The following is a 23162-nucleotide window of genomic DNA, read 5'->3' on the forward strand; positions in this document are numbered from 1 at the left end:
GGTCTACTTTCGGTTCAGCGCGGTTTTGCCGGCTTTTCCATCCACTTGATGATCAGCATGGCGGGCAGAATCCACAACAGGCCGGTGAAGAAGAAATAGGCCAGATGCACCCACCACGGCGATGTGCCGAGCAGAAGCGACGCAAAGGTGGTGGCCGCCAGCGCATAGACGATGACGAGGATGATGATCAGGACGGTGCCGATCAGTTTTCTCAGGCGTACGGGCATTCAGGTCTTTCCGGTTGGCAGATTTCGCCGGGCTTTAGGCCGCGACGGCATGCCGCAAAGGGGTAAGCCTTGTTTTGCATGCTGCTCTGGTGCAAATCAACGGCTTTGATGCACAGGTCTTCAGACAAATCGCCGCCTTCCGGCGATGCCTGTATATTTCGATAGACGGAGGCCTTGATGGCAAGCACGGATTTGGCGACGGAACAGTGTCTTATGCGCGAGATCGACGCGGTCAGCCGCAATCGGACCCAGATCAGGATCTGGCTGGGTATCGTGGTGCTGGTGCTGTTCGGGCTGGTCCTCGTCGGTGGTGCGACGCGGCTGACGGAATCCGGCCTGTCGATTACCCAGTGGAAGCCGATCCATGGCGTCATTCCGCCGCTCACCGCTGCCGAGTGGCAGGAGGAATTCGAGCTCTACAAGCAGATCCCGCAGTATGAGCAGATCAACAGCGACATGACCGTGGAAGGGTTCAAGACCATCTTCTGGTGGGAATGGGCGCACCGGCTGCTGGCCCGCTCGATCGGTTTGATTTTCGCGCTGCCGCTGGCCTTCTTCTGGGTACGAGGCCAGATCGAGCCGCGGTTGAAACTGCCGCTGGTCGGTATTCTGGCGCTGGGCGGGTTTCAGGGCTTTATCGGCTGGTGGATGGTTTCGTCCGGTCTTGCCGACCGCACCGAGGTCAGCCAGTACCGGCTGGCCACCCATCTGATCATCGCCTGTCTGATCTTCATCTCCTGCATCTGGATCGGCAGGGGACTGGCGCCGCATGCCAATGATCCTGCACCGACGAAAAGCTCCAGAAAAATGGCTGCGATCATCGCCTGCATGGCACTGTTCCAGATCTATCTCGGCGCGCTGGTGGCGGGGCTCGATGCAGGCCTTTCCTACAACACCTGGCCGCTGATGGACGGCGCACTCGTGCCGTCAGACCTGTTCATCCAGCAGCCCGCCTGGCTCAACCTGTTCGAAAATCCGAAGACCGTGCAGTTCGTCCACCGCGTCGGCGCCTATGTGCTGTTCGCCTTCGTTCTGATGCACATGATCGCTTCCCTGCGCAACGCGCCGGAAACGACGCATGCGCGCCGTTCGGTTCTGCTGTTCGTGCTGGTGACGATCCAGGCGATCATCGGCATCACCACGTTGATCCTGCAGGTGCCGGTCGGCTGGGGTGTCGCCCATCAGGGCGGCGCGCTGATCGTGCTCGGTCTCGCCGTTGCTCACTGGCGGGCATTCATCGGCGAATATCCGCGTCCACTGGAAATCGAAATCCGGGACTGATCAGCGCAAAAGCCCATCGAGGGCGGGCATGCCGAGAATGGCAGAAGCACCGATCAGCACGTAGCAGATGATGCGGAATGTCGACGGTTTGGCAAAGCCGAACAGGCGCGAGCCGACGTACAATCCGCCGGCATAGAGCGGCAGGATGACCAGCGTTAGCGCAAAGACCTGCTCGACGAACAGGCCGCCGACGAGATAGCTGATGGCGGTCAGCGCTGAGGAAATCGCGAAATAAAGCATGATGTTGGAGCGGATGACCAGTACGTCGCTGGCGCCGCTCAGCCAGTAGGCGACGACCGGCGGGCCGCCAAGCTGCGCCGCGCCGCTGAAAATCCCGGCAATGCCACCGACGCCGGCGGTCAGCGGCGCGCGAGGCTGGCCGTGATAGCGCCAGCCGGAGATCAACAGGATCAGCAGGACAGCTGAGACGACGGTGATCGCCCAGCGCAGGATGAGCGGATCGGCGAGTGCTAAGGCCGCAGTGCCGAGCGGCACGCCGATCAGGGCGCCGGACGCCATGGTGAACACCTCGCGCCGGTTGGCCGCGCGCCACGCAGCGGGCAGCATGCCGGCAGCGGCGATCGTGTCGATGACCAGAAGCACCGGCGAAATGATCTTCGGGCCAAGGATGGAACCGCCGATCGGAATCAGGATGAGGGCCGCTCCAAAGCCGGAAAAGCCGCGGGCAAGACCGGCGATGAAGGTGCAGACAAGCAGCACATTGAGCCCATGCTCCGGCAGCGCGGTGGCGACCCTTGCCAGAAGCGTCGCGAAGAAGCCGGTATCGCCCATGTCGGATCAAATGCCTTTCCGCGCGTGCGGAGCAGGGCGGCGAACGCCCTGAAGTGAGAGTGGCCTTACGCCGACAGCATCAAATCCATGTTCTGCACCGCAGCGCCCGAGGCACCCTTGCCGAGATTGTCGAGCAGGGCGACGAGATTGACCTGATCGCCGCCTTCCGAGCCGAACACGAAAAGCTTCATCGTATCCTTGCCGGCAAGCTCGACAGCATCGACGCGCGGAAGCTTGGCGCTGACATCGAGCGACACGACCTCGACGATCGACTGCCCGGCATAATGGGCAACCAGTGCTGCATGGATGGTTTCCAGCGTCGTGCCGTCCTTCAGCTGATCGAGGAACAGCGGCACCTGAACGATCATGCCCTGCGGGAAGCGGCCGACCGACGGCGAGAAGATCGGAGCCCGATCGAGCATGCCATGGATCTGCATTTCCGGCACATGCTTGTGCTTGAGCGTCAGGCCGTAGAGGAAGTTCGGCGAATCGATGTGATCCGGATTGGCCGGGTCCTCCATCTGCGCGATCATCTGCTTGCCGCCGCCGGTATAGCCGGAGACGGCGTTGACCGTGATCGGGTAATTTTCCGGCAGGATACCGGCCTGGCGCAACGGCCGGATCAGGCCGATGGCGCCGGTCGGGTAGCAGCCGGGATTGGCGACCAGGCGGGCATCGCGGATTTTCGTCGCCTGCGCCGCATCCATTTCGGCAAAGCCATAGGCCCAGTCCGGCGCTATGCGATAGGCCGTCGAGGTATCGATGATGCGCACCTTGTTGTTGCCGTCGAGCATGGTGACGGCCTGCTTGGAGGCATCGTCGGGCAGGCAGAGAATGGCGACATCGGCGCTGTTCAAAAGATCTTCGCGAATAGCGGCATTGCGGCGTTCCGCTTCCGGAATGGACAGCAGCTCAACATCCGAGCGGCCAGCCATGCGGGTGCGGATCTGCAGGCCCGTGGTGCCGTGTTCGCCATCGATGAAGATCTTCGGTTTCATGGTTTTATCCTGTCCTGCCAAGGGATTATCCGAGCGTTCGGAATCACTTTGGCATGCAATTGAATCAGTTTGACAACAGGGCGGGTTCAGTCGTTATCCGCGTCGCTCCGCCAGCTGCTCGGCATGAAGGCCGAGCATATACATCGCGATGGTGGAGCCCGCAATGGCAGTGATATCGGCATGGTCATAGGCCGGAGCCACCTCGACGACATCGGCGCCCTTGATGACCAGCGCGCCGAGCTTGCGGATCACCGACAGGATCTTTGCCGAGGACGGGCCGCCCGCAACCGGTGTTCCGGTGCCTGGCGCATAGGCGGGATCCAGGCAGTCGATATCGAAGGTGAGATAGGCTGGGCGGTCGCCGACATGATGCAGGATCACATCGGCAATCTCGCCGGCGCTCATCTCCTCGATATCGTAGCCATAGAGAATACGGATGCCGCAATCGTCGGGCGCATGCGTGCGGATACCGAGCTGGATCGAGCCTGCGGTGTCGATCAGGCCTTCGCGCGCCGCACGTCCGACGAATGAGCCGTGGTCGATGCGGCCTTTCTCGTCGGCCCAGGTATCCTGATGGGCGTCGAACTGGACGAGGGCAAGCGGCCCGTGCACGGCGGCATGGGCGCGCAGCAGCGGCAGGGTAACGAAATGGTCGCCGCCGAGCGTCAAGAGAAACGCGCCGCTGTTCAGGATTTTTGCGGCTTCGCGCTCGATTGTCGGCGGCGTCTTGCTGTGATTACCATAGTCGAGCAGGCAGTCGCCGTAATCGATCGTCGCCATGTCGGCAAACAGATCGCGGTCGAACGGATATTGCGGATCATTGTCGAAGATGGCGGAGGCGCGGCGGATGGCCTGCGGCCCGAAGCGGGCACCGGGACGATTGGACGTCGCGGCATCGAACGGGATGCCCCAGACGACGGCATCCACGCCCTTCAGGCTCTTGGTGTATCTGCGCCGCATGAACGACAGGATGCCGGCATGGGTCGGGTCGGTGGCGGCGCTCTTCAGCGATGTGGCGGTGATGGCGTGGTCTATCGTCTTGTTGGCCATGATCGGTTCCGTCTGTTGGGTGCCAGACGTTGGACAATCGGCGGCTGGAAGGCAAGACCCCGAGAGAACCGCAACAGGATAATCAGCCGCTCACGAGGCCTTGGCCTCGAAAGCCGGGGCAAAGTCGCCTAGCGATTTGGCCTTGTCGATCATGCCGCCGATGTCCTGCCCGACGATTGCCTCAAGATCGGCAAAGCTGTCGATGACATAGTAGATCGGCTGGACGATATCGATGCGGTAGGGGGTTCTGAGCACACTCATCAGATCGAACGGCCGGAATTCGCAGGCCTTGCCGTCCATCGCGGCTTTCGCTTCGCTGGGCGAGGAGACGATGCCCGCGCCAAAGCAACGGCGCCCCTGCGGCGTGTTGATCAGGCCGAATTCGACGGTGAACCAGAAGATGCGGAACAGGTGCCAGGAATAGCCCTTGCCCAGGCGGACGGCCGATTCGCCGAAATGGCGGACGAAATTGGCATAGCTCTGGTTGGTGAGCAGCGGGCAATGGCCGAAGACCTCATGGAACAGGTCCGGCTCCTCGATATAGTCGATATGCTCGCGGCGGCGCAGGAAGGTGGCGAGCGGAAATTTGCCCTGCGCCAGCAATTCGTAGAAACGCGATGGCGGAATGAGCGCCGGCACGCCTTCGACCCCGAAACCTGTCGTCTCAAGCAGGCGGCGGCCGACATCGGCAAGCTGCGGTACCTTGTCCGGGCTCAGCCCAAGGGTCTTCACCCCATCGAGATATTCCTGGCAGGCCATGTTGGCGAGCAGCTTCATCTGTCGCTCGTAGAGTTCGCCCCAGATGGCGTCCTCTTCGCCGGTGTAGGGATAGGCCCCGTCCGGGCCGGGTAGTTTGGCGGTGTAGCTGCTTTGCTTGGTCATCGGATCGATCCTCCCAGATGCATGATTCCTCGCAATTATGCCCCCGGATTGGAGGATTTTTCTTCCTTTCGTGCTGGACATCTCCATAATCCTGGCAGGATTTTTCGGGGATTTCTAAAATTATGAAAGAATCTGGGAGTTTCCATCGCAAGCTTTTGCAGCTCGTCCAGGCCGATGGCAGTCTGTCGCTGGCGGAACTGGCCGAGAAGGCAGGCATGTCGCAGAGTTCGGCATGGCGCAAGATCCAGGAGCTGGAAGCCGACGGCGTCATCCGCAAGCGGGTGACGCTGCTCGATCCGGGAAAGCTCGATCTGAAACTCTGCGTCATCGCGCATGTGACGCTGGAGGATCATCACGAGGAGGCGGTGGCCTCGTTTGCCGCTGTGGTGCTGGAGCGGCCGGAAATCATGGAGTGTTATGCACTTTCCGGCGCCTTCGACTACATGCTGAAAATCCGGGCGAGCGACGTGGAAAGCTACGAGGCGTTCATGACGCGCTATCTGATGCGCAACCCGCATGTGCGCACGGTGGTGTCGAGCTTCGTGTTGCGCGAACTGAAGTTTTCGACGGAACTGCCTTTGTAACGCATGCCGCCCGAAAGTGCGCAGCGGTTTTGGGGTAACGGCATGCGCCAGCAAGGCAAAGAAAAGGCGGGACAAAGCCCGCCTTTTCCAAATCGAAATTTTCGAAACGATTAACGCTTCGAGAACTGGAACGAACGGCGGGCCTTGGCCTTACCGTACTTCTTACGCTCGACGACGCGGCTGTCGCGGGTCAGGAAGCCACCCTTCTTCAGAACCGTGCGCAGGCCCGGTTCGAAGTAGGTGAGGGCCTTCGAGATGCCGTGACGAACGGCACCGGCCTGGCCGGAAAGACCGCCGCCTGCAACCGTTGCGTCGATATCGAACTGGCCGTCACGGGCAGCAGCGAAGATCGGCTGGCGCAGGATCATCTGCAGAACCGGACGTGCGAAGTAGTGAGCAAATTCCTTGCCGTTGACGGTGATCTTGCCGGAGCCCGGCTTGACCCAGACGCGGGCAACGGCGTTCTTGCGCTTGCCGGTCGCATAGGAGCGGCCCTGGGCGTCGACCTTGCGGACATGAACCGGAGCCGAAGCTGTTGCTTCAGTCGCCGTGCCGAGGTCTTTCAGAGAAGAGAGATCAGCCACGATTAGGCGCTCCTTGTGTTCTTGCTGTTCAGCGCTGCGACGTCGAGCGTCACCGGCTGCTGTGCTTCATGCGGATGATTTGTACCGGCGTATACGCGCAGGTTCTTCATCTGGCGACGGCCAAGCGGGCCACGGGGAACCATGCGCTCGACAGCCTTTTCGAGAACGCGCTCCGGGAAGCGGCCTTCGATGATCTGGCGCGCGGTGCGCTCCTTGATGCCGCCCGGGTAACCGGTGTGCCAGTAGTACTTCTTGTCGGTGTACTTCTTGCCGGTCAGGACAGCCTTCTCAGCGTTGATCACGATGACATTGTCACCATCGTCAACGTGGGGCGTGTAGGTGACTTTATTCTTGCCGCGCAGGATGTTGGCGATAATGGAAGCGACGCGACCAACAACGAGGCCTTCGGCGTCGATGAGGATCCACTTCTTCTCCACCTCTGCAGGCTTCTGAACGAAGGTTGACATGTTAAACTCTTTCGTTTGAACCCGATGCGTTGCCGCCGGGCGTTTCTTGTTGCTTGAATTTGGCAGGCATTGAGCCAGCCAAAAATGAAAGCGGCCCCAAGGGACCGCGATCTGGTGCGGCTTATACGCAAAGGACGAAATGCGGTCAAGATTGCCGATTTTGTCGGTTCGAAAAAATACCTTTATAAAACAGGTGGTTAGGTATGGGGTATTTTGATACCACAAATTATCTGGGCGGAATCGAATAGGTCGCGGTCCCTTGGGCAACCAGCTCATCACTATTAAGCTCTGAAATCGCGGCATCGAGCACGGCCAGCCGCTTGCCGAGTTTGAGGATTCGGCAGGTGCATTGCAGCGGCCCGAGCCGGGGTTTTCTGAGAAAATTGATGTTGAGATTCGTAGTGACGGCGAGCGCCACCGGGCCGATATGGGCAAGCAGCGCGATATAGGCGGTGACATCGGCGAGCGCGAAAAGCGTTGGCCCGGAGACGGTGCCGCCGGGGCGCAGGTGCTTTTCCTGCGGATCGAGCCGCATCGTCGCAGAGCCCGGGGCGGTGGCGATGACCTCGAAGATCTTGCCGTCCGTATGCACCTCGGAAAAATCCGTTTCGAGGAAACGGTTGAGATCGGCGACGGTGAGGATCGGTTCCAAAGGCATGGTTCACTCCCAGAATTGAAGCGTTTTAGAACCCGGCATGTGGCTCAAGCAAGCCGGACGAAAGTCCTATCGGTTTCACGGCAGCTTGAAACGCTGCTTGGGGCGGCGTACCAAACGCTGATCCCGGCAAGCCGGACGAAAGATCAGACAGAGGAGAAGAGAGATGGCGGATATCGTTGCCCTGCACAAGGAAGAACCCCGTGGCCCGCTGCTGCGCGAGGTTTCCGGCAATGTGCTGCGCCTGACCCTCAACAATCCTCCGGCCAACGTGCTGTCGATTGCACTGCTTGAAGCGCTGACTGCGGAGTTGGATGCCGTTGCCCAATCCGAAGACATCCGGGTTGTCATTCTGGCGGCGTCCGGTTCGCTGTTCAGTGCTGGCCACGATCTGAAAGAACTGACCGCGCATCGCACCGACGAAGACGAGGGCAGGGCCTTCTTCGAACAGTCATTGCGGCTTTGCGCCCATCTGATGCTGAAGATCAACCAGCTGCCGCAGCCGGTGATCGCCGAGATCGACGGTCTGGCAACGGCAGCCGGGTGTCAACTGGTTGCAAGCTGCGATCTGGCGATCTGCACGGATAGCTCGACGTTCTGCACGCCCGGCGTCAATATCGGCCTGTTCTGCTCGACACCGATGGTCGCCGTCTCGCGTGCCGCCCATCCCAAGCAGGCGATGGAAATGCTGTTGACCGGCGAAACCATCGACGCCTCCACCGCCAAGGACTTCGGCCTCGTCAACCGCATCGTGCCGAAACAATATCTGCGGCAGGTCGTCAACAAATACGCCGCCGTCATCGCTTCGAAGTCGCCGCAGGCGCTCAGAATCGGAAAGCGGGCGTTTTATCAGCAGGCCGAGATGAGCATCACCGAGGCCTATGATTTTGCCACAGGGGTGATGGTGGACAATATGCTGAAGTCGGATGCCAAGGAGGGGATCGACGCGGTTCTCGGCAAGCGGACGCCGGAGTGGAAGAAGGATTGACGGTCACTTATAGTGATAGCGACAGGCGACAATTTCGACCATTTGCGCTCCAGCTATTCCCATGACCCGGTAAACCAGCCGGTCTTCTTCGTTGATACGCCGCGACCAAAGCCCTTTGAACTCTCCACGAAGTGGCTCGGGTTTTCCGAGCCCGGAAAAAGGAGTGCGGCGGCATTCTTCGATAAGTTTATTGATCCTTAGCAGCGTTATTTTGTCTGCCTCAACCCAGAACAGATAGTGTTCCCAGCCCTTGCTTGAAAAAAGGACTTTCAAGGTTCAATCAGCTCATACTCAACGCCATGACCTGCATTCAGCTCTGCAATTGATTCGCGAAGCATCTTCGCATTCGCCGGATTGGCCAAAAGATACATCGTTTCCTTCCATCCTTCGAAGTCGCTGAGCGACATGACAACCATCGGTTCGCGGTTTTGCCGCGTCACGATCAGCTCGTCATGGTCCTCTTCGACACGGTCGAAGTGCTTGGCCATGTTGGCGCGGAGTTCGGATAGGCTGATGACGTTCATGACAGATCCTCTGTACAGAATCTTGTACATATCTCATTTTTCGGGATTACTCAAGCCAGCTTCAGCATCAGTGCCCCGAGCGCGATCAGGCAAGCGGCGGCGATGCGGAAGAGGCTGACGCGTTCTTTCAGGAAGACGATGGATATGACGATGGCAAAAAGGATCGATGTTTCGCGCAGCGCCGCGACCGTTGCGACCGGTGCCTTGGTCATCGCCCAGAGCGCCAGGCCATAGGCGCCGATCGAGCCGCCGCCACCGATCAGCCCGCGCCACCATTGATGACGCACGTGGAAGAGCACCGGCGCAAAGCCGCGCTTGGCAAAAGCCCACGAAAAAAGCAGCACCGGCGGCAAAAGCGCCATCCACAGCGTGTAGGAGATCGGGTTGAGTGCCACCCGGGCACCGATCCCGTCGACATAGGTATAGCTGGCGATCACCACGGCATTGGCAAGCGCCAGCAGAATGGCACGCGTGCCGCCCTTGCGCGCCTCAAACGCCAGGGTCAGCACGCCGGTCGAGATCGTCAGCACGCCGGCGATTGCGCCGCTGGATAGGTTTTCGCCGATGATCGCACCGCTTGTCGCCGCCACCAGCAAGGGAGCGACGCCGCGCATCAGCGGATAGACCAGGCCGATATCGCCAGCGCGGTAGGCTGCGGCGACAAGCTGGAAATAGGCGAACTGAAACAGCGCGGAGACCAGGATGAACAGCCAGGCATCCGGATGCGGCAAGGGCATGAAGGGCAGGAAGGGAAGAGCGACGACGGCTGCACCCAGCGCGATCATCGCGGCGTCAAGCGATTTGTCCGTCCCCGCCTTGACCAGTGCATTCCAGGTCGCATGCAGAAGCGCTCCGACCAGAACGAGAGCGATGACGTCGAGAGGCACGGGAAACCTTCAGGAATGCGAGAAGACGGAGGATGGAAGGGAAGACACGATGATCGAGTTTTGCGGCGGTGACTGGTGAAAAGCAATGCGATTTTGACAGAAGGCCAGATTTGGTCACCCAAAGCCTGTTGTCCTCCGCGAATTTACAGGCAAACCCGAACGTGATCGGTTGACAGGTAGGAGTGCTGTCCCAATTATCGGCGCAAAGATTACAGAGCGCGGAATTCGACGATGAATCATGACGTGTATCCGGACTATTATCTGACCGACATTCTGCGCTCGACGAAAACCATTGCCTTGGTTGGCGCATCGCCCAATGCCGAGCGGCCGAGCCATCGCGTCATGGCGTTCCTGCTGCGCAAGGGTTATGCGGTTTTCCCGGTCAATCCGGGCCAGGCCGGCAAGGAGATCCACGGTCAAAAGGTCTATGCCACGCTTGCCGATATTCCCGAGCCGATCGACATGGTCGATGTTTTCCGCGCCGCAAATGCGCTGCCCGCTCTTGTCGATGAAATCCTTGCCCTGAAAAACCGGCCCAAATTCATCTGGGCGCAACTGGCTGTGCGCGACGACCAAGCTGCGGCAAAGGCAGAGGAAAATGGCATTCAGGTGGTGATGGACCGCTGTCCGGCGATCGAATACCCGCGGTTGGTCGGCTGATTGTCCCGGTCCGCTGGCGCCGTTTTGGAATTCCTTGCTCGTCCGCCGTGCAAATCAGGCAAAACAGTCTTTGACCGCACGGTATTGCCTCTGAAATAGTGCGCCGAACTTGATCAAGGGAGGACATATCCATGACGAACAAACCCGGTTTCAACACGCTTGCGATCCACGCCGGTGCAACACCGGACCCGACCACGGGCGCGCGGGCAACGCCGATCTACCAGACGACCAGCTTCGTCTTCAACGACACCGATCATGCCGCCTCGCTGTTTGGCCTGCAGGCATTCGGCAATATCTACACCCGAATCATGAACCCGACCCAGGCGGTGCTGGAAGAGCGCGTTGCAGCGCTTGAAGGCGGCACGGCAGCGCTCGCTGTCGCCTCCGGCCATGCGGCGCAGCTTCTGGTGTTCCATGCGATCATGAGCCCTGGCGACAATTTCCTGGCGGCCCGGCAGCTCTATGGCGGCTCGGTCAACCAGTTCGGCAACGCCTTCAAGTCGTTCGACTGGCAGGTTCGCTGGGTGGATACCAACGATATCGCCTCCTTCGAAAGCCAGATCGACGACCGCACCAAGGCGATCTTCATCGAGAGCCTCGCCAACCCGGGTGGCACTTTCGTCGATATCGCCGCGATTTCCGCCGTCGCCAAGAAACATGGCCTGCCGCTGATCGTCGATAACACGATGGCCACACCCTACCTGATCCAGCCGATCGAACACGGCGCCGATATCATCGTGCATTCGCTGACCAAGTTCATGGGTGGCCATGGCAATTCGATGGGCGGCGTCATCGTCGATGGCGGCACGTTCGACTGGTCGAAATCCGGCAAGTATCCGATCCTGTCGGAGCCGCGCCCGGAATATGCCGGCATGGTACTGCATGCGACCTTTGGCAATTTCGCCTTCGCCATCGCCTGCCGGGTGCTGGGCCTGCGCGACTTCGGCCCGGCGATCTCGCCGTTCAACGCTTTCCTGCTCCTGACCGGCATCGAGACGCTGCCGCTCCGGATGCAGCGCCATTGCGACAACGCGCTTGCCGTCGCCACCTGGCTCAGCGCCCATGACAAGGTTGCCTGGGTGAAGTATGCGGGTCTTGAGAGCGACGCCAACCATGCGCTGCAGCAGAGATATTCCAAGCGCGGCGCAGGTGCCGTCTTCACCTTCGGTCTGAAGGACGGTTACGAGGCCGGAAAGCGTTTCGTCGAGGGCCTCGAAATGGTTTCGCATCTGGCCAACATCGGCGACACCCGCTCGCTGGTCATTCACCCGGCCTCGACCACGCACCGGCAGTTGACGCCGGAACAGCAGACGGCAGCCGGCGCTGGTCCGGAAGTCGTGCGCCTGTCGGTCGGCATCGAGGATGTCGCCGACATCATCGCCGATCTCGAACAGTCGCTGGCGAAAGCCTGATCCATCCAGAGATGGCCGGTTCGCCGGCCATCTCTTTTTCGTTGCGGAGCATTTCATGACCCACGCGCTGACATTCGATCCTACGTCTCTCGAGCCCGAAGCCGGCGCCCCGGCACCGGACAGGCTGATCTCCGGCGCGCCAAAATTCCGCACCTGGAATTTCGAGGAAACCGAAGGGGGCATCTATGCCGGCATCTGGGAGGCGACGCCCGGCAAATGGCGGATCGTCTATGACGAATGGGAGTATTTCCACATCCTGTCCGGCATCTCGATCGTCACTGAAGACGGCGGTGCCGAAACGCATCTCAAGGCCGGCGACAGCATGATCCTCAGACCCGGCTTCAAGGGAACCTGGGAAGTCATTGAAACGACTCGCAAGGACTATGTCATTCGGGTCTAGCCTTCCTATATCCGATGGGCGTACCCAAAGATGGCATGCGCTGTCTTTTCCGTCGTTAGGAGAAATCCAATGTCTCAAGCCGATAAACCCGTCTGGTTCATCACCGGCTGTTCGACCGGTTTCGGCCGGGAACTGGCGCAGCAAACGCTATCGCTGGGCTATCCGACCGTCGTCACTGCCCGCAATCCGGCGCAGGTCGAAGACCTCGTCAAGGGCAACGAAGACAAGGCTCTGGCCTTGCAGCTCGACGTCACCAAGCCCGAAGAGGTCGAAGCCGCCGTCAAGGCAGCCCTTGCCCGTTTCGGCCGGATCGACGTGCTCGTCAACAATGCCGGCATCGGCTATTTCGGCTCGGTCGAGGAAAGCGAACTGGACGAAGTCCGCCGCATGTTCGAAATCAACGTCTGGGGCCTCGCCGCGATGACCAGGGCGGTCTTGCCTGCGATGCGCAAGCAGCGTTCAGGCACCGTCGTCAACATATCGTCGATCGGCGGCATTCGCGGCGGACCTGCAGTCGGCTTCTACAACGCCACCAAGTTCGCTGTCGAAGGCCTGTCGGAGGCTTTGTCTCTGGAGACCGCGCCGCTCGGCATCAAGGTTCTTCTGGTCGAGCCCAGCGGTTTTCGAACCGATTGGGCGGGACGCTCGGCCAGCGAGGCGCCGCAAACGATCGACGACTATCGCGATACGGCGGGCAAGAACGCCTCGGTTATCCGCGAACGCAGCGGCAAGCAGGCGGGCGATCCGGAACGCGCCGTCAAGGCCATCATCAAAGCGGTAGAAGCCGAAAATCCGCCGCTACGCCTGCTTTTGGGCAAGGCGGCGCTGGCCGGCGGCCGGGCCAAGATCGAGACGCTGCGCCGCGATTTCGAAGCCTGGGCCGATGTAACGGAAGGGGCTGATTTTTCGGAGTAAAAAGTGATCTGGCGCGGCGTGAGAGCCGCGCCGCTTTCTCTACCATGCCAAGTCTAGCCGCTCCAGTCCGTGGAAGTGATAGCTGTCCTTGACCTGTGGTTCGGCCGCGAGCCTCAGACCCGGCAGCCGCTCGAACAGGATCGGCAGCGACAGTTTCAGCTCCAGCCGTGCAAGCGGTGCGCCGATGCAGAAATGCACGCCGGCACCGAAGGAGACATGGGCGCCTTCGTTTCTCTCGGGCTGGAAGCTCAAGGGATCGGAGAATTTCTTCGGATCGACATTGGCAGCGCCCAGCAGAAGGCCGATCTTGTCACCTTTTTTCAGGCTGATGCCGTCGTCGAGTTCGATGTCGGAGAGCGCGTATCGCTGGAAAATGTGTAGTGGCGCAGCATAGCGCATCGTTTCTTCGATGGTTCGCTCGGTGGCCGTGTCGCTGGAAAACACGTCTTTTACCGATGTGCCGGTTTCAAGCAGGGTGCGCACGGCGTTGCCGAGCTGATGCACGGTGGCTTCATGTCCCGCATTGAGCAGAAGCACCGCTGTCGAGATCAGCTCGTCGTCGGACAGCCGCTCGCCGTCCTTTTCGGTGGTGATCATGTGGGTCAAAAGATCGTCGGCCGGATTTTGGCGCTTCCAGTCGATGATTCCCTTCAGGTAATCGGCGAACTCGGCCGAGGCCCGGTTGGCATCGTGCTCGGTCTCCAGCGACGGATTGAACACATACATCTTCACCATGCGGTGCGACCAGTCCAGCAGTTTTGGCGCCATATCCAGCGGCACGCCGAGCATGCGCGCGATCACCGTGACGGGAACGATTTCGGCATAGGTCTTCAGAAGCTCGACCTGGCCGTCTTTCTCGAAACCGTCGATCAGGGAATGGGAGAGGGCGGCGATCTCGGGCTTCAGCTGTTCGATCTGGCGCGAGACGAACGCGCGGTTGACCAGCGTGCGCAACCGGGTATGCGCCGGCGGTTCGAGCTCGAGCAGCGAATGGGCCTCCAGCCGGTCGAAATCTGCCAGATGCGGCTTGGGCTCCGGCAAGTTCAGCTCCTCGCGGGTCGCCACATGCAGGATCTGCCGGCCAAAGCGGCGATCGCGCAGCAGGCTGTTCACCTGGTCATAACCGGCAAAATACCATTGCTGCTGCTCTTCCCAAAAGAACGATGGACATTGCGCATGCAGGGCAGCGTAGGTGGCGAGCGGGTTTTTGTAAAAGCCGGGATCGCGAACGTCGATACTGGCGGTGCGGGTCGCAGGCGTGATGGAAATGGCTGATGGCGCGGGCATTTTGCATTCTCACTGGATGAAATGGCGGACTACACCGCGATTTATGGTCACTACAGCGCGCCCGACAAGGAAATTGTCTTGCGGCTACCAGATTTTCCTACCCCGTAAAATCGTCGCTCAGGTCACGAAAAACATGCTTATGCCGGATACTGTCTTGCCTTGCGGTGGGACATGTCTATGTCATGGATGATGAACGGCAACGACCAGAGAGAGACTATGGCATCGTCGCATACCAGCCTGTCAAAGGGCATTCTGGCCGCCATCCGCGGAAAGCGCGTGTCGCTGGCGGGCAGAGATCCGGCAGGCGAACGGGGCGACACGGTGATTGCCTCCTATAACATTCACAAATGCGTCGGCACCGACAAGCGCTTCGACCCCGGCCGCACCACCGACGTGATCAGCGAGATCGGCGCCGACATCATCGCGCTGCAGGAGGCAGACCAGCGGTTTGGCGAACGGGCAGGGTTGCTCGATCTTGAACGGCTGCATCGCGACTGTCACCTGATCGCGGTGCCGATCGCCGCCTTCTCCGCCAAGGGGCATGGCTGGCACGGCAATGTGCTTCTTTTGCGTGAGGGCGCCGTCGCCAAGGTTCATCAATTGAAGCTGCCCGGTGTCGAGCCGCGCGGCGCTCTGGTCGTCGATCTCGATTTGAAGGCCGGTCCGCTGCGCATCATTGCCGCGCATTTCGGTCTGCTCAGGCATTCGCGCGCCCGCCAGGCGGAAGCGATCATCGCCGCCATCAGCGAGGCGGAAGAGCGGCCGACGCTGTTGATCGGCGATCTCAACGAGTGGCGCATGGGACGCCGCTCGGCGCTGAGTTCGCTCAGCCCCATCTTTGATCACGCAGCAACGGCGGTGCCGAGTTTCCCCTCGCGCTTTCCGCTTTTGGCGCTCGACCGGGTGATGGGCAGCCCGCACAATCTGGTCACCGCCGTGGAGGTACACAATACACCGCTTTCCCGTGTCGCTTCCGATCACCTGCCGATCAAGGCCTATATCGATCTCAAGGCCGCGGTTGGCGAGGGAAACCCGATCGAATCGGTTTCCGCCGCTCAATCATGACCAACAGGCCGTCATAGCATGCGTGCCCATATCGTCGCTCTGTCCGCTTCCGTGTTCGGCCTTCTGGCGTTGGTTGCCGTCTACACCTATGGCCGCTTCGGACGCCACCTTCAGGGGCCGGAATCGGCCGCCCTGCAGCCGGAGGCTGGCCAGACGGAAATCGACCGGCTGGCCGCGCCGCTTTTGGACGAGCACGCCGGCCTGAACGGAATTTCGCTGATCTCCGATAATATGGTTGCCTTCGCGCTGAGGGCCCTATCGGCCCGCAGGGCCGGCCGCAGCCTCGATCTGCAATATTATTACTGGAAGAACGACCTGACCGGACGGATGCTGATACGCGAAGTGCTGGCGGCAGCCGATCGCGGTGTGCGCGTGCGGCTTCTCCTCGACGATATCAATGCCGGCCTGCACGACCGCATGTGCCTGGCGCTGGATGGTCATGAAAATATCGAGGTCCGGCTGTTCAATCCAAGCCGCGCACGCACCGATCGGTTGAAGCGCGGGCTGGAAATGATGATGCGGCCCTTCCGCGCCACGCGGCGGATGCACAACAAGCAATGGATCGCCGACGGCCGTCTGGTGATCGCCGGTGGCCGCAATATCGGCGACGCCTATTTCGATGCGGATGAACAGTCGAATTTTCGCGATCTCGATGTCTGGATGCTGGGCCCTGTCGCCGACGATGCCGCAGCGGTCTTCGATCGCTATTGGAACAGCCCTGTCGTGGTGCCGATCGGCTTGCTGCGCACGCCGCGCGCCCATTACCTGCCGGCTTTCAGGGCCAAGCTTGAGACCATTGCGGCGACGCCGGGCGGCCGGGATTATCTGGCCCATGTCAATACGATGATACCGGACGGCGCCCTGCTGCCCGCCAAGACGGTGCTGCATTGGACAAGCGCAGCCATGCTGGTATCGGATCCGCCGGAAAAAGCATTTCTGCAGAAGCGCAACAACTGGGTCATGCGCGAACTGATGCCGGCCCTGACATCGGCGCAGCACGGTGTCCGGGTGATTTCCCCCTATTTCATCCCCGGTGCGCAAGGGATTGCGGAAATCACCCGGCTGGTTCAGCGGCAGGTCAAGGTCGAGGTGCTGACCAATTCGCTGGCCGCCACGGACGTCGCTGCCGTCCATGGCGCCTATGCCAACTACCGCAAGGCGCTGCTACGCGGCGGGGCGGTCCTGTTCGAACTGAAGGCAACGCACGAAATCGGCGATCCCCAGCGGATGTCGCTGTTCGGTTCGCGCGGCGCCAGTCTGCACACCAAGGCTTTCACCGTCGATGGAAAAACCGGCTTTGTCGGCTCGATGAATTTCGATCCCCGCTCGGCATCTCTGAATACGGAAATGGGCGTGCTCTTCACCCATCCGGCGCTGGTGCGGGAGGTCGAGGCGATTTTCGACGCGGAAACCAGCCCGGACAACAGCTTCCGCCTGTCGCTCGAAAAGGGACGCTTGCGCTGGCACGACCGTGAAGGCGATGGCGCGCGCGTCCTTCGCCGCGAACCGGAAGCCGGTTTCTGGCGGCGGCTGACGGCCGGGATCATCCGTATTCTGCCGATCGAATCGCAACTTTGATCCGCATTTACCGATTTTTCACTCCGAATGCGCCAAAGCCTGTGTGGAAAAGCGGAAATCGCGGTTTGCACCTATCCTGACCGTTAGAACTCGCTAAACGATCCTGCGGACGCTACGGTGGCAACGTTCCGCTCCGGGACGTGTATTAACGTTATGAAGACTTCGCGACTTGAAGTCGGGTACTTGGACACTCTATGTATGGACAAGAGATATTCCCGATGATTCCCGGTGTGCAAGAGGGTTTGCGCGCCAGATAGACAAAGGTTTGACATGAGAAATCCCGTTGATACCGCTATGGCTCTGGTGCCGATGGTCGTTGAACAGACCAATCGCGGCGAGCGCTCCTACGATATCTTTTCGCGTCTCCTGAAAGAGCGCATCATCTTTTTGACGGGTCCTGTGGAAGACCACATGGCAACGCTGATCTGCGCCCAGTTGCTGTTCCTCGAGGCTGAAAACCCGAAGAAGGAAATCGCCCTCTACATCAATTCGCCGGGTGGCGTCGTTACCGCCGGCATGGCGATCTACGACACGATGCAGTTCATCAAGCCTGCCGTCTCGACGCTGTGCATCGGGCAGGCCGCTTCCATGGGGTCGCTGCTTCTGGCCGCCGGCCACAAGGACATGCGCTTTGCAACGCCGAACGCGCGCATCATGGTCCATCAGCCGTCCGGCGGCTTCCAGGGCCAGGCATCCGACATCGAACGGCATGCCCGCGATATCCTGAAAATGAAGCGCCGCCTCAACGAAGTCTACGTCAAGCACACGGGCAGGACTTTGGAAGAGGTTGAACAAACGCTGGATCGTGACCACTTTATGACTGCGGACGAAGCGCTGAGCTGGGGTGTCGTCGACAAGGTCATCACATCGCGTGAAGCCATGGAAACAGCGTCCGACGCGTGAATTCAAGCTTTTGTATGCGGATAGATGCATTTGTGACACATTTGTAACCGTCATAGGGCTTTATCCGCAGACCAAAGCCGTTAAGATCGACCGTTAATGCTATGTTGAAGTTTGAAGTCCTAGCATTTCGGTATTCGGTGGGAGATTCGTTGCTGCCGGACATCAAACATGGTTGTTTGAAGCTGGTTCGTACTCCCGAAAGCGCCGTCATTTGCGCAATGAACGCGGAAATGTGCGGAGCGGGTTGAGTAGTCCGTTACACCTTGTCTGGGTGTCCGGCGTGCTGGAAGGAAAGTGATATGAGCAAGGTCAGCGGTAGCAACGGCGGTGACTCCAAGAATACCCTATACTGCTCCTTCTGCGGGAAGAGCCAGCACGAGGTCCGCAAGCTGATTGCCGGACCGACAGTGTTCATCTGCGATGAATGCGTCGAACTGTGTATGGACATCATCCGCGAAGAGAACAAGACCTCGATGGTCAAGTCCCGCGATGGCGTTCCGACGCCGCAGGAGATCATCAAGGTTCTCGACGAATACGTTATCGGCCAGCAACAGGCCAAGCGCATCCTGTCGGTTGCTGTCCACAATCACTACAAGCGTCTGGCGCATTCCGCGAAGGGAAGCGACATCGAGCTTGCAAAATCGAACATCATGCTCGTCGGCCCGACCGGTTGCGGCAAGACTTATCTTGCCCAGACCTTGGCCCGCATCATCGATGTGCCGTTCACGATGGCTGATGCTACGACACTGACCGAAGCCGGTTATGTCGGCGAAGATGTCGAAAACATCATCCTGAAGCTTCTCCAGGCTGCCGACTACAATGTCGAGCGTGCGCAGCGCGGCATCGTCTATATCGACGAAGTCGACAAGATCTCGCGCAAGTCCGACAATCCGTCGATCACCAGGGACGTTTCGGGTGAGGGCGTGCAGCAGGCATTGTTGAAGATCATGGAAGGCACGGTCGCATCCGTTCCTCCGCAGGGTGGCCGCAAGCATCCGCAGCAGGAATTCCTGCAGGTTGACACGACCAATATCCTGTTCATCTGCGGCGGCGCATTCGCTGGCCTCGACAAGATCATTTCGGCACGCGGCGAAAAAACCTCGATCGGTTTCGGCGCTTCGGTGAAGTCTCCGGAAGATCGCCGCGTCGGCGAAGTCCTGCGCGAACTGGAGCCGGAAGATCTGGTCAAGTTCGGCCTCATCCCGGAATTCATCGGCCGTCTGCCTGTTCTGGCAACGCTCGAGGATCTCGACGAGCCGGCGCTGATCCAGATTCTGTCGGAACCGAAGAACGCGCTGATCAAGCAGTACCAGCGCCTGTTCGAGATGGAAGATGTGGAACTGACGTTCCACGAGGATGCGCTGCGCGAAATCGCCAAGCGCGCCATCATCCGCAAGACCGGTGCCCGTGGCCTGCGCTCGATCATGGAAAAGATCCTGCTCGACACGATGTTCGAACTGCCGACGCTGGAAGGCGTCCGCGAAGTGGTCATCTCCGACGAGGTGGTCAAGGGCTCGGCCCGTCCGCTCTACATCTACTCGGAACGTTCCGAGGAAAAGGCCAACGTTTCGGCTTGATCGGACCTGCGTCTTTTGAAGAGGCCCGCCATGTGCGGGCCTTTTTTATGCGGCATATGCTGAAAGGCTTGGTCTGTCCCGGAAGGGCAGGGTGTACATAAGCAATATGTGCAGGTCAGCCCTGCAAATATTGCGGATATGCATCTGCTGAAAGCCTGATCACCGGACTTAGCCGCCGAAGGAATATTCGAGAGAATCAGCGATTGCTAAAAGCAGACAACAACGCGATTATGTAACGATTCTGTGTCGATGTGTCCCGGCACGAAGCGTGTGCGTTCACTCTCGCGGCAAGGCCCGCAACAGTCAGATGCCGTTTACTATCCGGCTCCGCCGCCTCCCAGGTCGGTAGTCGGCAAAGGGTTGAAAACAGACGTCACACACTCCACCTGACAGTGGAAAGAATGAGGACCGGAAGCGCCCTTGAACGCTTCGGGTAACGCGCCCGGAAACGGGACGGAAAGGAAATGACATGACGAGCAAAACGTCTCCGGCAATCGAGAGCGCGACCTATCCGGTGCTGCCGCTGCGCGACATCGTGGTATTCCCGCACATGATCGTGCCGCTCTTTGTTGGCCGTGAAAAATCGATCCGCGCGCTGGAAGAAGTCATGGGTACCGACAAGCAGATCATGCTTGCCACCCAGATCAATGCCAGCGACGACGATCCGGAACCGGCTGCGATCTACCAGATCGGCACCATCGCCAACGTGCTGCAGCTGTTAAAGCTACCCGACGGGACCGTCAAGGTTCTGGTCGAAGGCCGTGCACGCGCCGAGATCGACGGCTATACCGGCCGCGAGGAATTCTATGAAGCGATGGCCCATCCGCTGTCCGAGCCGGAAGAAGATCCGGTTGAGGTCGAGGCGCTGAGCCGTTCGGTAGTGTCCGAATTCGAGAGCTATGTGAAGCTCAACAAGAAGATTTCCCCGGAAGTCGTCGGCGCTGCCAGCCAGATCGAAGACTATTCGAAGCTCGCCGATACCGTTGCATCGCATCTCTCCATCAAGATCGTCGAAAAGCAGGAAATGCTTGAGACGACCAGCGTCAAGCTGCGTCTTGAAAAGGCGCTCGGCTTCATGGAAGGCGAGATTTCGGTTCTGCAGGTCGAAAAGCGCATCCGTTCGCGTGTGAAACGCCAGATGGAAAAGACCCAGCGCGAATATTACCTGAACGAACAGATGAAGGCGATCCAGAAGGAGCTTGGCGACGGCGAGGAAGGCCGCGACGAGATGGCCGAGCTGGAAGACCGCATCACCAAGACCAAGCTGTCCAAGGAAGCCCGTGAAAAGGCCGATGCGGAAGTCAAGAAGCTACGCCAGATGAGCCCGATGTCGGCGGAAGCCACCGTCGTGCGCAATTATCTGGATTGGCTGCTCGGTATTCCGTGGTCGAAGAAGTCGAAGGTCAAGACCGATCTCAACCACGCCGAAAAGGTGCTGGAACTGGATCATTTCGGCCTCGACAAGGTCAAGGAACGGATTATCGAGTATCTGGCGGTCCAGGCGCGTTCGCAGAAGATCAAGGGGCCGATCCTGTGCCTCGTCGGTCCTCCGGGCGTCGGCAAGACCTCGCTTGCCAAGTCGATCGCCAAGGCGACCGGCCGCGAATATATCCGCATGGCACTTGGCGGCGTTCGTGATGAAGCGGAAATCCGCGGTCACCGCCGCACCTATATCGGCTCGATGCCCGGCAAGGTCATCCAGTCGATGAAGAAGGCAAAGAAGTCCAACCCGCTCTTCCTGCTCGATGAAATCGACAAGATGGGCCAGGATTTCCGCGGCGATCCGTCGTCGGCTCTCCTGGAGGTGCTGGATCCGGAACAGAACTCGACGTTCATGGACCACTATCTGGAGGTCGAGTACGACCTTTCGAACGTGATGTTCATCACCACGGCGAACACGCTCAATATCCCGGCCCCGTTGATGGACCGCATGGAAGTGATCCGTATCGCCGGCTACACGGAAGAAGAAAAGCTGGAAATCGCCAAGCGGCACCTGTTGCCGAAGGCGATTGCCGACCACGCGCTTCAGTCGAAAGAGTTCTCGATCACCGACGGTGCCTTGTCGGCGATCATCCAGACCTATACCCGCGAAGCCGGTGTGCGTAGCCTTGAGCGCGAGCTGATGAAGGTTGCCCGCAAGGCCGTCACGGAAATCCTCAAGGGTCGCACCGACAAGGTTGAAGTGACAGCCGAGAACATCAACGACTATCTTGGTGTTCCACGCTATCGCCACGGCGAAGCCGAGCGCACCGACCAAGTCGGTGTCGTCACCGGTCTCGCCTGGACGGAAGTCGGCGGCGAGCTTCTGACCATCGAAGGCGTCATGATGCCCGGCAAGGGCCGCATGACGGTGACAGGCAACCTGCGCGACGTGATGAAGGAATCGATTTCGGCTGCGGCATCCTACGTCCGCTCCCGCGCGATCGACTTCGGCATCGAGCCGCCCTTGTTCGACAAGAGCGATATCCATGTGCACGTGCCGGAAGGCGCGACACCGAAGGACGGTCCGTCCGCAGGTGTGGCCATGGCAACGGCAATCGTGTCGATCATGACTGGTATTGCCGTCAACAAGGACGTGGCGATGACGGGTGAAATCACCCTGCGCGGCCGTGTCCTGCCGATCGGTGGCCTGAAGGAAAAGCTGCTCGCAGCCCTTCGCGGCGGCATCAAGAAGGTGCTGATCCCGGAAGAAAACGCCAAGGACCTGGCTGACATTCCGGACAACGTGAAGAACAATATGGAGATCGTTCCGGTCTCGCATATTGGCGAGGTTCTGCAGCATGCACTGCTGCGGGTTCCGGTCGCGATCGAGTGGGATCCGGCCAAGCAGGCGGTGCCTGTTGCGGCAACCGATCCGGCTGACGACGCCGGCGCGCTGATTGCCCACTAGGCACTTGACTTGAGCGCGAACTGGTGCCTGCCGCAGGTTGTGCACTGATTTGAAGCGGAAACAGTGGAAGACCGGCATTTTTGCCGGTCTTTTTTATGTAAAACCCTTCGCAAAGCCTTGCATTCCATGGGATTCGGAGCGATTGGGTTTGCCAAGGCGGGGGTGGCGCGTATGCTGCCCTCGGCTTGAAAATTGAGTCGTTTCGAACCAGTATTGAAAGGGGTGGAAACATGAACAAGAATGAGCTCGTGTCCGCAGTTGCCGAGAAGGCCGGACTCTCGAAGACAGATGCATCTTCTGCAGTTGATGCAATCTTCGACGTTATCCAGGCAGAACTGAAGAACGGCGGCGACGTTCGCCTCGTTGGCTTCGGCAACTTCTCGGTCAGCCGCCGCGAAGCATCCAAGGGTCGTAACCCGTCCACTGGCGCAGAAGTTGATATCCCAGCCCGCAACGTGCCGAAGTTCTCGGCCGGCAAGGGTCTCAAGGACGCCGTGAACTAAGTTTCATGTTTCGTCTGCAGCACCGTGGCGAAGACGCCAACGGTTCGAGAGCA

Annotated in this window: 25 protein-coding genes; 13 read left to right on the forward strand and 12 right to left on the reverse strand. The window is 59.7% G+C overall.

Annotated elements, in window-relative coordinates; all coding sequences use genetic code 11:
• Positions 1–14: 14 nt before the first annotated feature.
• Positions 15–227, reverse strand: coding sequence for a DUF2842 domain-containing protein (locus ACP7E6_RS11740; RefSeq protein ID WP_060641252.1), 213 nt, complete (start codon positions 225–227; stop codon positions 15–17).
• Between the two features lie 177 nt (positions 228–404).
• Between ACP7E6_RS11740 and ACP7E6_RS11745 the strand changes: the two genes are divergently transcribed.
• A complete protein-coding gene (locus tag ACP7E6_RS11745) occupies positions 405–1508 on the forward strand; it encodes a COX15/CtaA family protein (RefSeq protein WP_426229963.1) in 1104 nt (367 codons plus the stop codon).
• Here the strand turns inward: ACP7E6_RS11745 and ACP7E6_RS11750 are convergent, their stop codons facing one another.
• The 4 genes from ACP7E6_RS11750 to ACP7E6_RS11765 all read right to left on the reverse strand — a co-directional run bounded on the left by ACP7E6_RS11750 (position 1509) and on the right by ACP7E6_RS11765 (position 5230).
• Entirely contained in the window at positions 1509–2300 is a 792-nt protein-coding gene (locus ACP7E6_RS11750; RefSeq protein ID WP_426229964.1) for a sulfite exporter TauE/SafE family protein, read from the reverse strand. It lies immediately after the preceding gene.
• Positions 2301–2365: 65 nt separating this feature from the next.
• Positions 2366–3298, reverse strand: coding sequence for an N-acetyl-gamma-glutamyl-phosphate reductase (gene argC, locus ACP7E6_RS11755; RefSeq protein ID WP_426229965.1), 933 nt, complete (start codon positions 3296–3298; stop codon positions 2366–2368).
• A gap of 93 nt (positions 3299–3391) precedes the next feature.
• A complete protein-coding gene (speB, locus tag ACP7E6_RS11760) occupies positions 3392–4348 on the reverse strand; it encodes an agmatinase (protein WP_426229966.1) in 957 nt (318 codons plus the stop codon).
• 90 nt (positions 4349–4438) lie between these two features.
• The gene (locus tag ACP7E6_RS11765; RefSeq protein WP_426229967.1) at positions 4439–5230 is read right to left on the reverse strand and encodes a phenylalanine 4-monooxygenase; all 792 of its coding nucleotides are present in this window, start codon (positions 5228–5230) and stop codon (positions 4439–4441) included.
• 122 nt (positions 5231–5352) lie between these two features.
• Between ACP7E6_RS11765 and ACP7E6_RS11770 the strand changes: the two genes are divergently transcribed.
• The gene (locus tag ACP7E6_RS11770; protein ID WP_426229968.1) at positions 5353–5814 is read left to right on the forward strand and encodes an Lrp/AsnC family transcriptional regulator; all 462 of its coding nucleotides are present in this window, start codon (positions 5353–5355) and stop codon (positions 5812–5814) included.
• Between the two features lie 110 nt (positions 5815–5924).
• Here ACP7E6_RS11770 and rpsI read toward each other — a convergent pair whose 3' ends face one another.
• The 3 genes from rpsI to ACP7E6_RS11785 form a co-directional block, all read right to left on the reverse strand.
• Positions 5925–6398, reverse strand: a complete 474-nt coding sequence (gene rpsI / locus ACP7E6_RS11775) for a 30S ribosomal protein S9 (protein WP_426229969.1) — start codon at positions 6396–6398, stop codon at positions 5925–5927.
• 2 nt (positions 6399–6400) lie between these two features.
• Complete coding sequence (gene rplM / locus ACP7E6_RS11780) at positions 6401–6865, reverse strand: 50S ribosomal protein L13 (RefSeq protein ID WP_060641245.1); 465 nt, start codon at positions 6863–6865, stop codon at positions 6401–6403.
• Positions 6866–7091: 226 nt separating this feature from the next.
• On the reverse strand, positions 7092–7523 hold the full coding sequence (locus tag ACP7E6_RS11785; protein WP_426229970.1) for a PaaI family thioesterase: 432 nt from the start codon (positions 7521–7523) through the stop codon (positions 7092–7094).
• A 163-nt stretch (positions 7524–7686) separates the two neighbouring features.
• On the opposite strand from ACP7E6_RS11785, the gene ACP7E6_RS11790 reads away from it, so the two are divergent.
• Positions 7687–8508 carry an enoyl-CoA hydratase gene (locus tag ACP7E6_RS11790; RefSeq protein ID WP_426229971.1) on the forward strand — a complete coding sequence of 274 codons (822 nt, stop codon included), beginning with the start codon at positions 7687–7689 and terminating at the stop codon, positions 8506–8508.
• Between the two features lie 3 nt (positions 8509–8511).
• On the opposite strand, the gene ACP7E6_RS11795 is transcribed toward ACP7E6_RS11790, so the two are convergent.
• The 3 genes from ACP7E6_RS11795 to ACP7E6_RS11805 are packed head-to-tail and all read right to left on the reverse strand — an operon-like array spanning position 8512 to position 9919.
• Positions 8512–8781, reverse strand: a complete 270-nt coding sequence (locus tag ACP7E6_RS11795) for a Txe/YoeB family addiction module toxin (protein WP_426229972.1) — start codon at positions 8779–8781, stop codon at positions 8512–8514.
• Positions 8778–9032 (reverse strand): type II toxin-antitoxin system Phd/YefM family antitoxin, encoded by a 255-nt coding sequence (locus ACP7E6_RS11800; RefSeq protein WP_426229973.1) that lies wholly within the window; start codon positions 9030–9032, stop codon positions 8778–8780. The genes ACP7E6_RS11795 and ACP7E6_RS11800 overlap by 4 nt, the downstream gene beginning before the upstream one ends.
• Before the next feature lie 50 nt (positions 9033–9082).
• Complete coding sequence (locus ACP7E6_RS11805) at positions 9083–9919, reverse strand: EamA family transporter (protein ID WP_426229974.1); 837 nt, start codon at positions 9917–9919, stop codon at positions 9083–9085.
• Between the two features lie 231 nt (positions 9920–10150).
• Between ACP7E6_RS11805 and ACP7E6_RS11810 the strand changes: the two genes are divergently transcribed.
• The 4 genes from ACP7E6_RS11810 (at position 10151) to ACP7E6_RS11825 (ending at position 13306) form a co-directional block, all read left to right on the forward strand.
• Positions 10151–10579: a CoA-binding protein gene (locus tag ACP7E6_RS11810; protein ID WP_426229975.1), complete on the forward strand. Its 429-nt coding sequence runs from the start codon at positions 10151–10153 to the stop codon at positions 10577–10579.
• Between the two features lie 131 nt (positions 10580–10710).
• Positions 10711–11991 carry an O-acetylhomoserine aminocarboxypropyltransferase gene (locus tag ACP7E6_RS11815; RefSeq protein ID WP_426229976.1) on the forward strand — a complete coding sequence of 427 codons (1281 nt, stop codon included), beginning with the start codon at positions 10711–10713 and terminating at the stop codon, positions 11989–11991.
• Between the two features lie 55 nt (positions 11992–12046).
• On the forward strand, positions 12047–12391 hold the full coding sequence (locus ACP7E6_RS11820) for a cupin domain-containing protein (RefSeq protein WP_426229977.1): 345 nt from the start codon (positions 12047–12049) through the stop codon (positions 12389–12391).
• A 69-nt stretch (positions 12392–12460) separates the two neighbouring features.
• Entirely contained in the window at positions 12461–13306 is an 846-nt protein-coding gene (locus ACP7E6_RS11825) for an oxidoreductase (RefSeq protein WP_426229978.1), read from the forward strand.
• Between the two features lie 39 nt (positions 13307–13345).
• Here ACP7E6_RS11825 and ACP7E6_RS11830 read toward each other — a convergent pair whose 3' ends face one another.
• Positions 13346–14593: a cytochrome P450 gene (locus tag ACP7E6_RS11830; protein WP_426229979.1), complete on the reverse strand. Its 1248-nt coding sequence runs from the start codon at positions 14591–14593 to the stop codon at positions 13346–13348.
• 216 nt (positions 14594–14809) lie between these two features.
• On the opposite strand from ACP7E6_RS11830, the gene ACP7E6_RS11835 reads away from it, so the two are divergent.
• The 6 genes from ACP7E6_RS11835 (at position 14810) to hupB (ending at position 23109) form a co-directional block, all read left to right on the forward strand.
• The gene (locus tag ACP7E6_RS11835) at positions 14810–15658 is read left to right on the forward strand and encodes an endonuclease/exonuclease/phosphatase family protein (protein ID WP_426123600.1); all 849 of its coding nucleotides are present in this window, start codon (positions 14810–14812) and stop codon (positions 15656–15658) included.
• A gap of 18 nt (positions 15659–15676) precedes the next feature.
• Positions 15677–17236, forward strand: a complete 1560-nt coding sequence (locus ACP7E6_RS11840) for a phospholipase D family protein (protein ID WP_426229980.1) — start codon at positions 15677–15679, stop codon at positions 17234–17236.
• A gap of 270 nt (positions 17237–17506) precedes the next feature.
• The gene (clpP, locus tag ACP7E6_RS11845) at positions 17507–18139 is read left to right on the forward strand and encodes an ATP-dependent Clp endopeptidase proteolytic subunit ClpP (RefSeq protein WP_426229981.1); all 633 of its coding nucleotides are present in this window, start codon (positions 17507–17509) and stop codon (positions 18137–18139) included.
• A 299-nt stretch (positions 18140–18438) separates the two neighbouring features.
• On the forward strand, positions 18439–19716 hold the full coding sequence (gene clpX, locus ACP7E6_RS11850; RefSeq protein WP_426229982.1) for an ATP-dependent Clp protease ATP-binding subunit ClpX: 1278 nt from the start codon (positions 18439–18441) through the stop codon (positions 19714–19716).
• A gap of 469 nt (positions 19717–20185) precedes the next feature.
• Entirely contained in the window at positions 20186–22606 is a 2421-nt protein-coding gene (lon, locus tag ACP7E6_RS11855) for an endopeptidase La (protein WP_426229983.1), read from the forward strand.
• A gap of 230 nt (positions 22607–22836) precedes the next feature.
• Positions 22837–23109 carry a DNA-binding protein HupB gene (gene hupB, locus ACP7E6_RS11860; protein ID WP_037107702.1) on the forward strand — a complete coding sequence of 91 codons (273 nt, stop codon included), beginning with the start codon at positions 22837–22839 and terminating at the stop codon, positions 23107–23109.
• Positions 23110–23162: the final 53 nt, after the last annotated feature.

Origin of the sequence: Pararhizobium sp. DWP3-4, from assembly GCF_049898205.1 — a bacterium.
In the GTDB taxonomy this organism is placed as follows: domain Bacteria; phylum Pseudomonadota; class Alphaproteobacteria; order Rhizobiales; family Rhizobiaceae; genus Pararhizobium.

Coding starts and splice junctions, on each gene's coding strand:
- argC (WP_426229965.1), bottom strand. CDS start 3,298: ATGAAACCGAAGATCTTCATCGATGGCGAACACGGCACCACGGGCCTG.
- ACP7E6_RS11750 (WP_426229964.1), bottom strand. CDS start 2,300: ATGGGCGATACCGGCTTCTTCGCGACGCTTCTGGCAAGGGTCGCCACC.
- clpX (WP_426229982.1), top strand. CDS start 18,439: ATGAGCAAGGTCAGCGGTAGCAACGGCGGTGACTCCAAGAATACCCTA.
- ACP7E6_RS11820 (WP_426229977.1), top strand. CDS start 12,047: ATGACCCACGCGCTGACATTCGATCCTACGTCTCTCGAGCCCGAAGCC.
- ACP7E6_RS11825 (WP_426229978.1), top strand. CDS start 12,461: ATGTCTCAAGCCGATAAACCCGTCTGGTTCATCACCGGCTGTTCGACC.
- ACP7E6_RS11815 (WP_426229976.1), top strand. CDS start 10,711: ATGACGAACAAACCCGGTTTCAACACGCTTGCGATCCACGCCGGTGCA.
- ACP7E6_RS11745 (WP_426229963.1), top strand. CDS start 405: ATGGCAAGCACGGATTTGGCGACGGAACAGTGTCTTATGCGCGAGATC.
- ACP7E6_RS11800 (WP_426229973.1), bottom strand. CDS start 9,032: ATGAACGTCATCAGCCTATCCGAACTCCGCGCCAACATGGCCAAGCAC.
- ACP7E6_RS11740 (WP_060641252.1), bottom strand. CDS start 227: ATGCCCGTACGCCTGAGAAAACTGATCGGCACCGTCCTGATCATCATC.
- speB (WP_426229966.1), bottom strand. CDS start 4,348: ATGGCCAACAAGACGATAGACCACGCCATCACCGCCACATCGCTGAAG.
- ACP7E6_RS11840 (WP_426229980.1), top strand. CDS start 15,677: ATGCGTGCCCATATCGTCGCTCTGTCCGCTTCCGTGTTCGGCCTTCTG.
- clpP (WP_426229981.1), top strand. CDS start 17,507: ATGAGAAATCCCGTTGATACCGCTATGGCTCTGGTGCCGATGGTCGTT.
- ACP7E6_RS11765 (WP_426229967.1), bottom strand. CDS start 5,230: ATGACCAAGCAAAGCAGCTACACCGCCAAACTACCCGGCCCGGACGGG.
- ACP7E6_RS11785 (WP_426229970.1), bottom strand. CDS start 7,523: ATGCCTTTGGAACCGATCCTCACCGTCGCCGATCTCAACCGTTTCCTC.
- ACP7E6_RS11830 (WP_426229979.1), bottom strand. CDS start 14,593: ATGCCCGCGCCATCAGCCATTTCCATCACGCCTGCGACCCGCACCGCC.
- ACP7E6_RS11835 (WP_426123600.1), top strand. CDS start 14,810: ATGGCATCGTCGCATACCAGCCTGTCAAAGGGCATTCTGGCCGCCATC.
- lon (WP_426229983.1), top strand. CDS start 20,186: ATGACGAGCAAAACGTCTCCGGCAATCGAGAGCGCGACCTATCCGGTG.
- ACP7E6_RS11770 (WP_426229968.1), top strand. CDS start 5,353: ATGAAAGAATCTGGGAGTTTCCATCGCAAGCTTTTGCAGCTCGTCCAG.
- rplM (WP_060641245.1), bottom strand. CDS start 6,865: ATGTCAACCTTCGTTCAGAAGCCTGCAGAGGTGGAGAAGAAGTGGATC.
- ACP7E6_RS11810 (WP_426229975.1), top strand. CDS start 10,151: ATGAATCATGACGTGTATCCGGACTATTATCTGACCGACATTCTGCGC.
- hupB (WP_037107702.1), top strand. CDS start 22,837: ATGAACAAGAATGAGCTCGTGTCCGCAGTTGCCGAGAAGGCCGGACTC.
- ACP7E6_RS11790 (WP_426229971.1), top strand. CDS start 7,687: ATGGCGGATATCGTTGCCCTGCACAAGGAAGAACCCCGTGGCCCGCTG.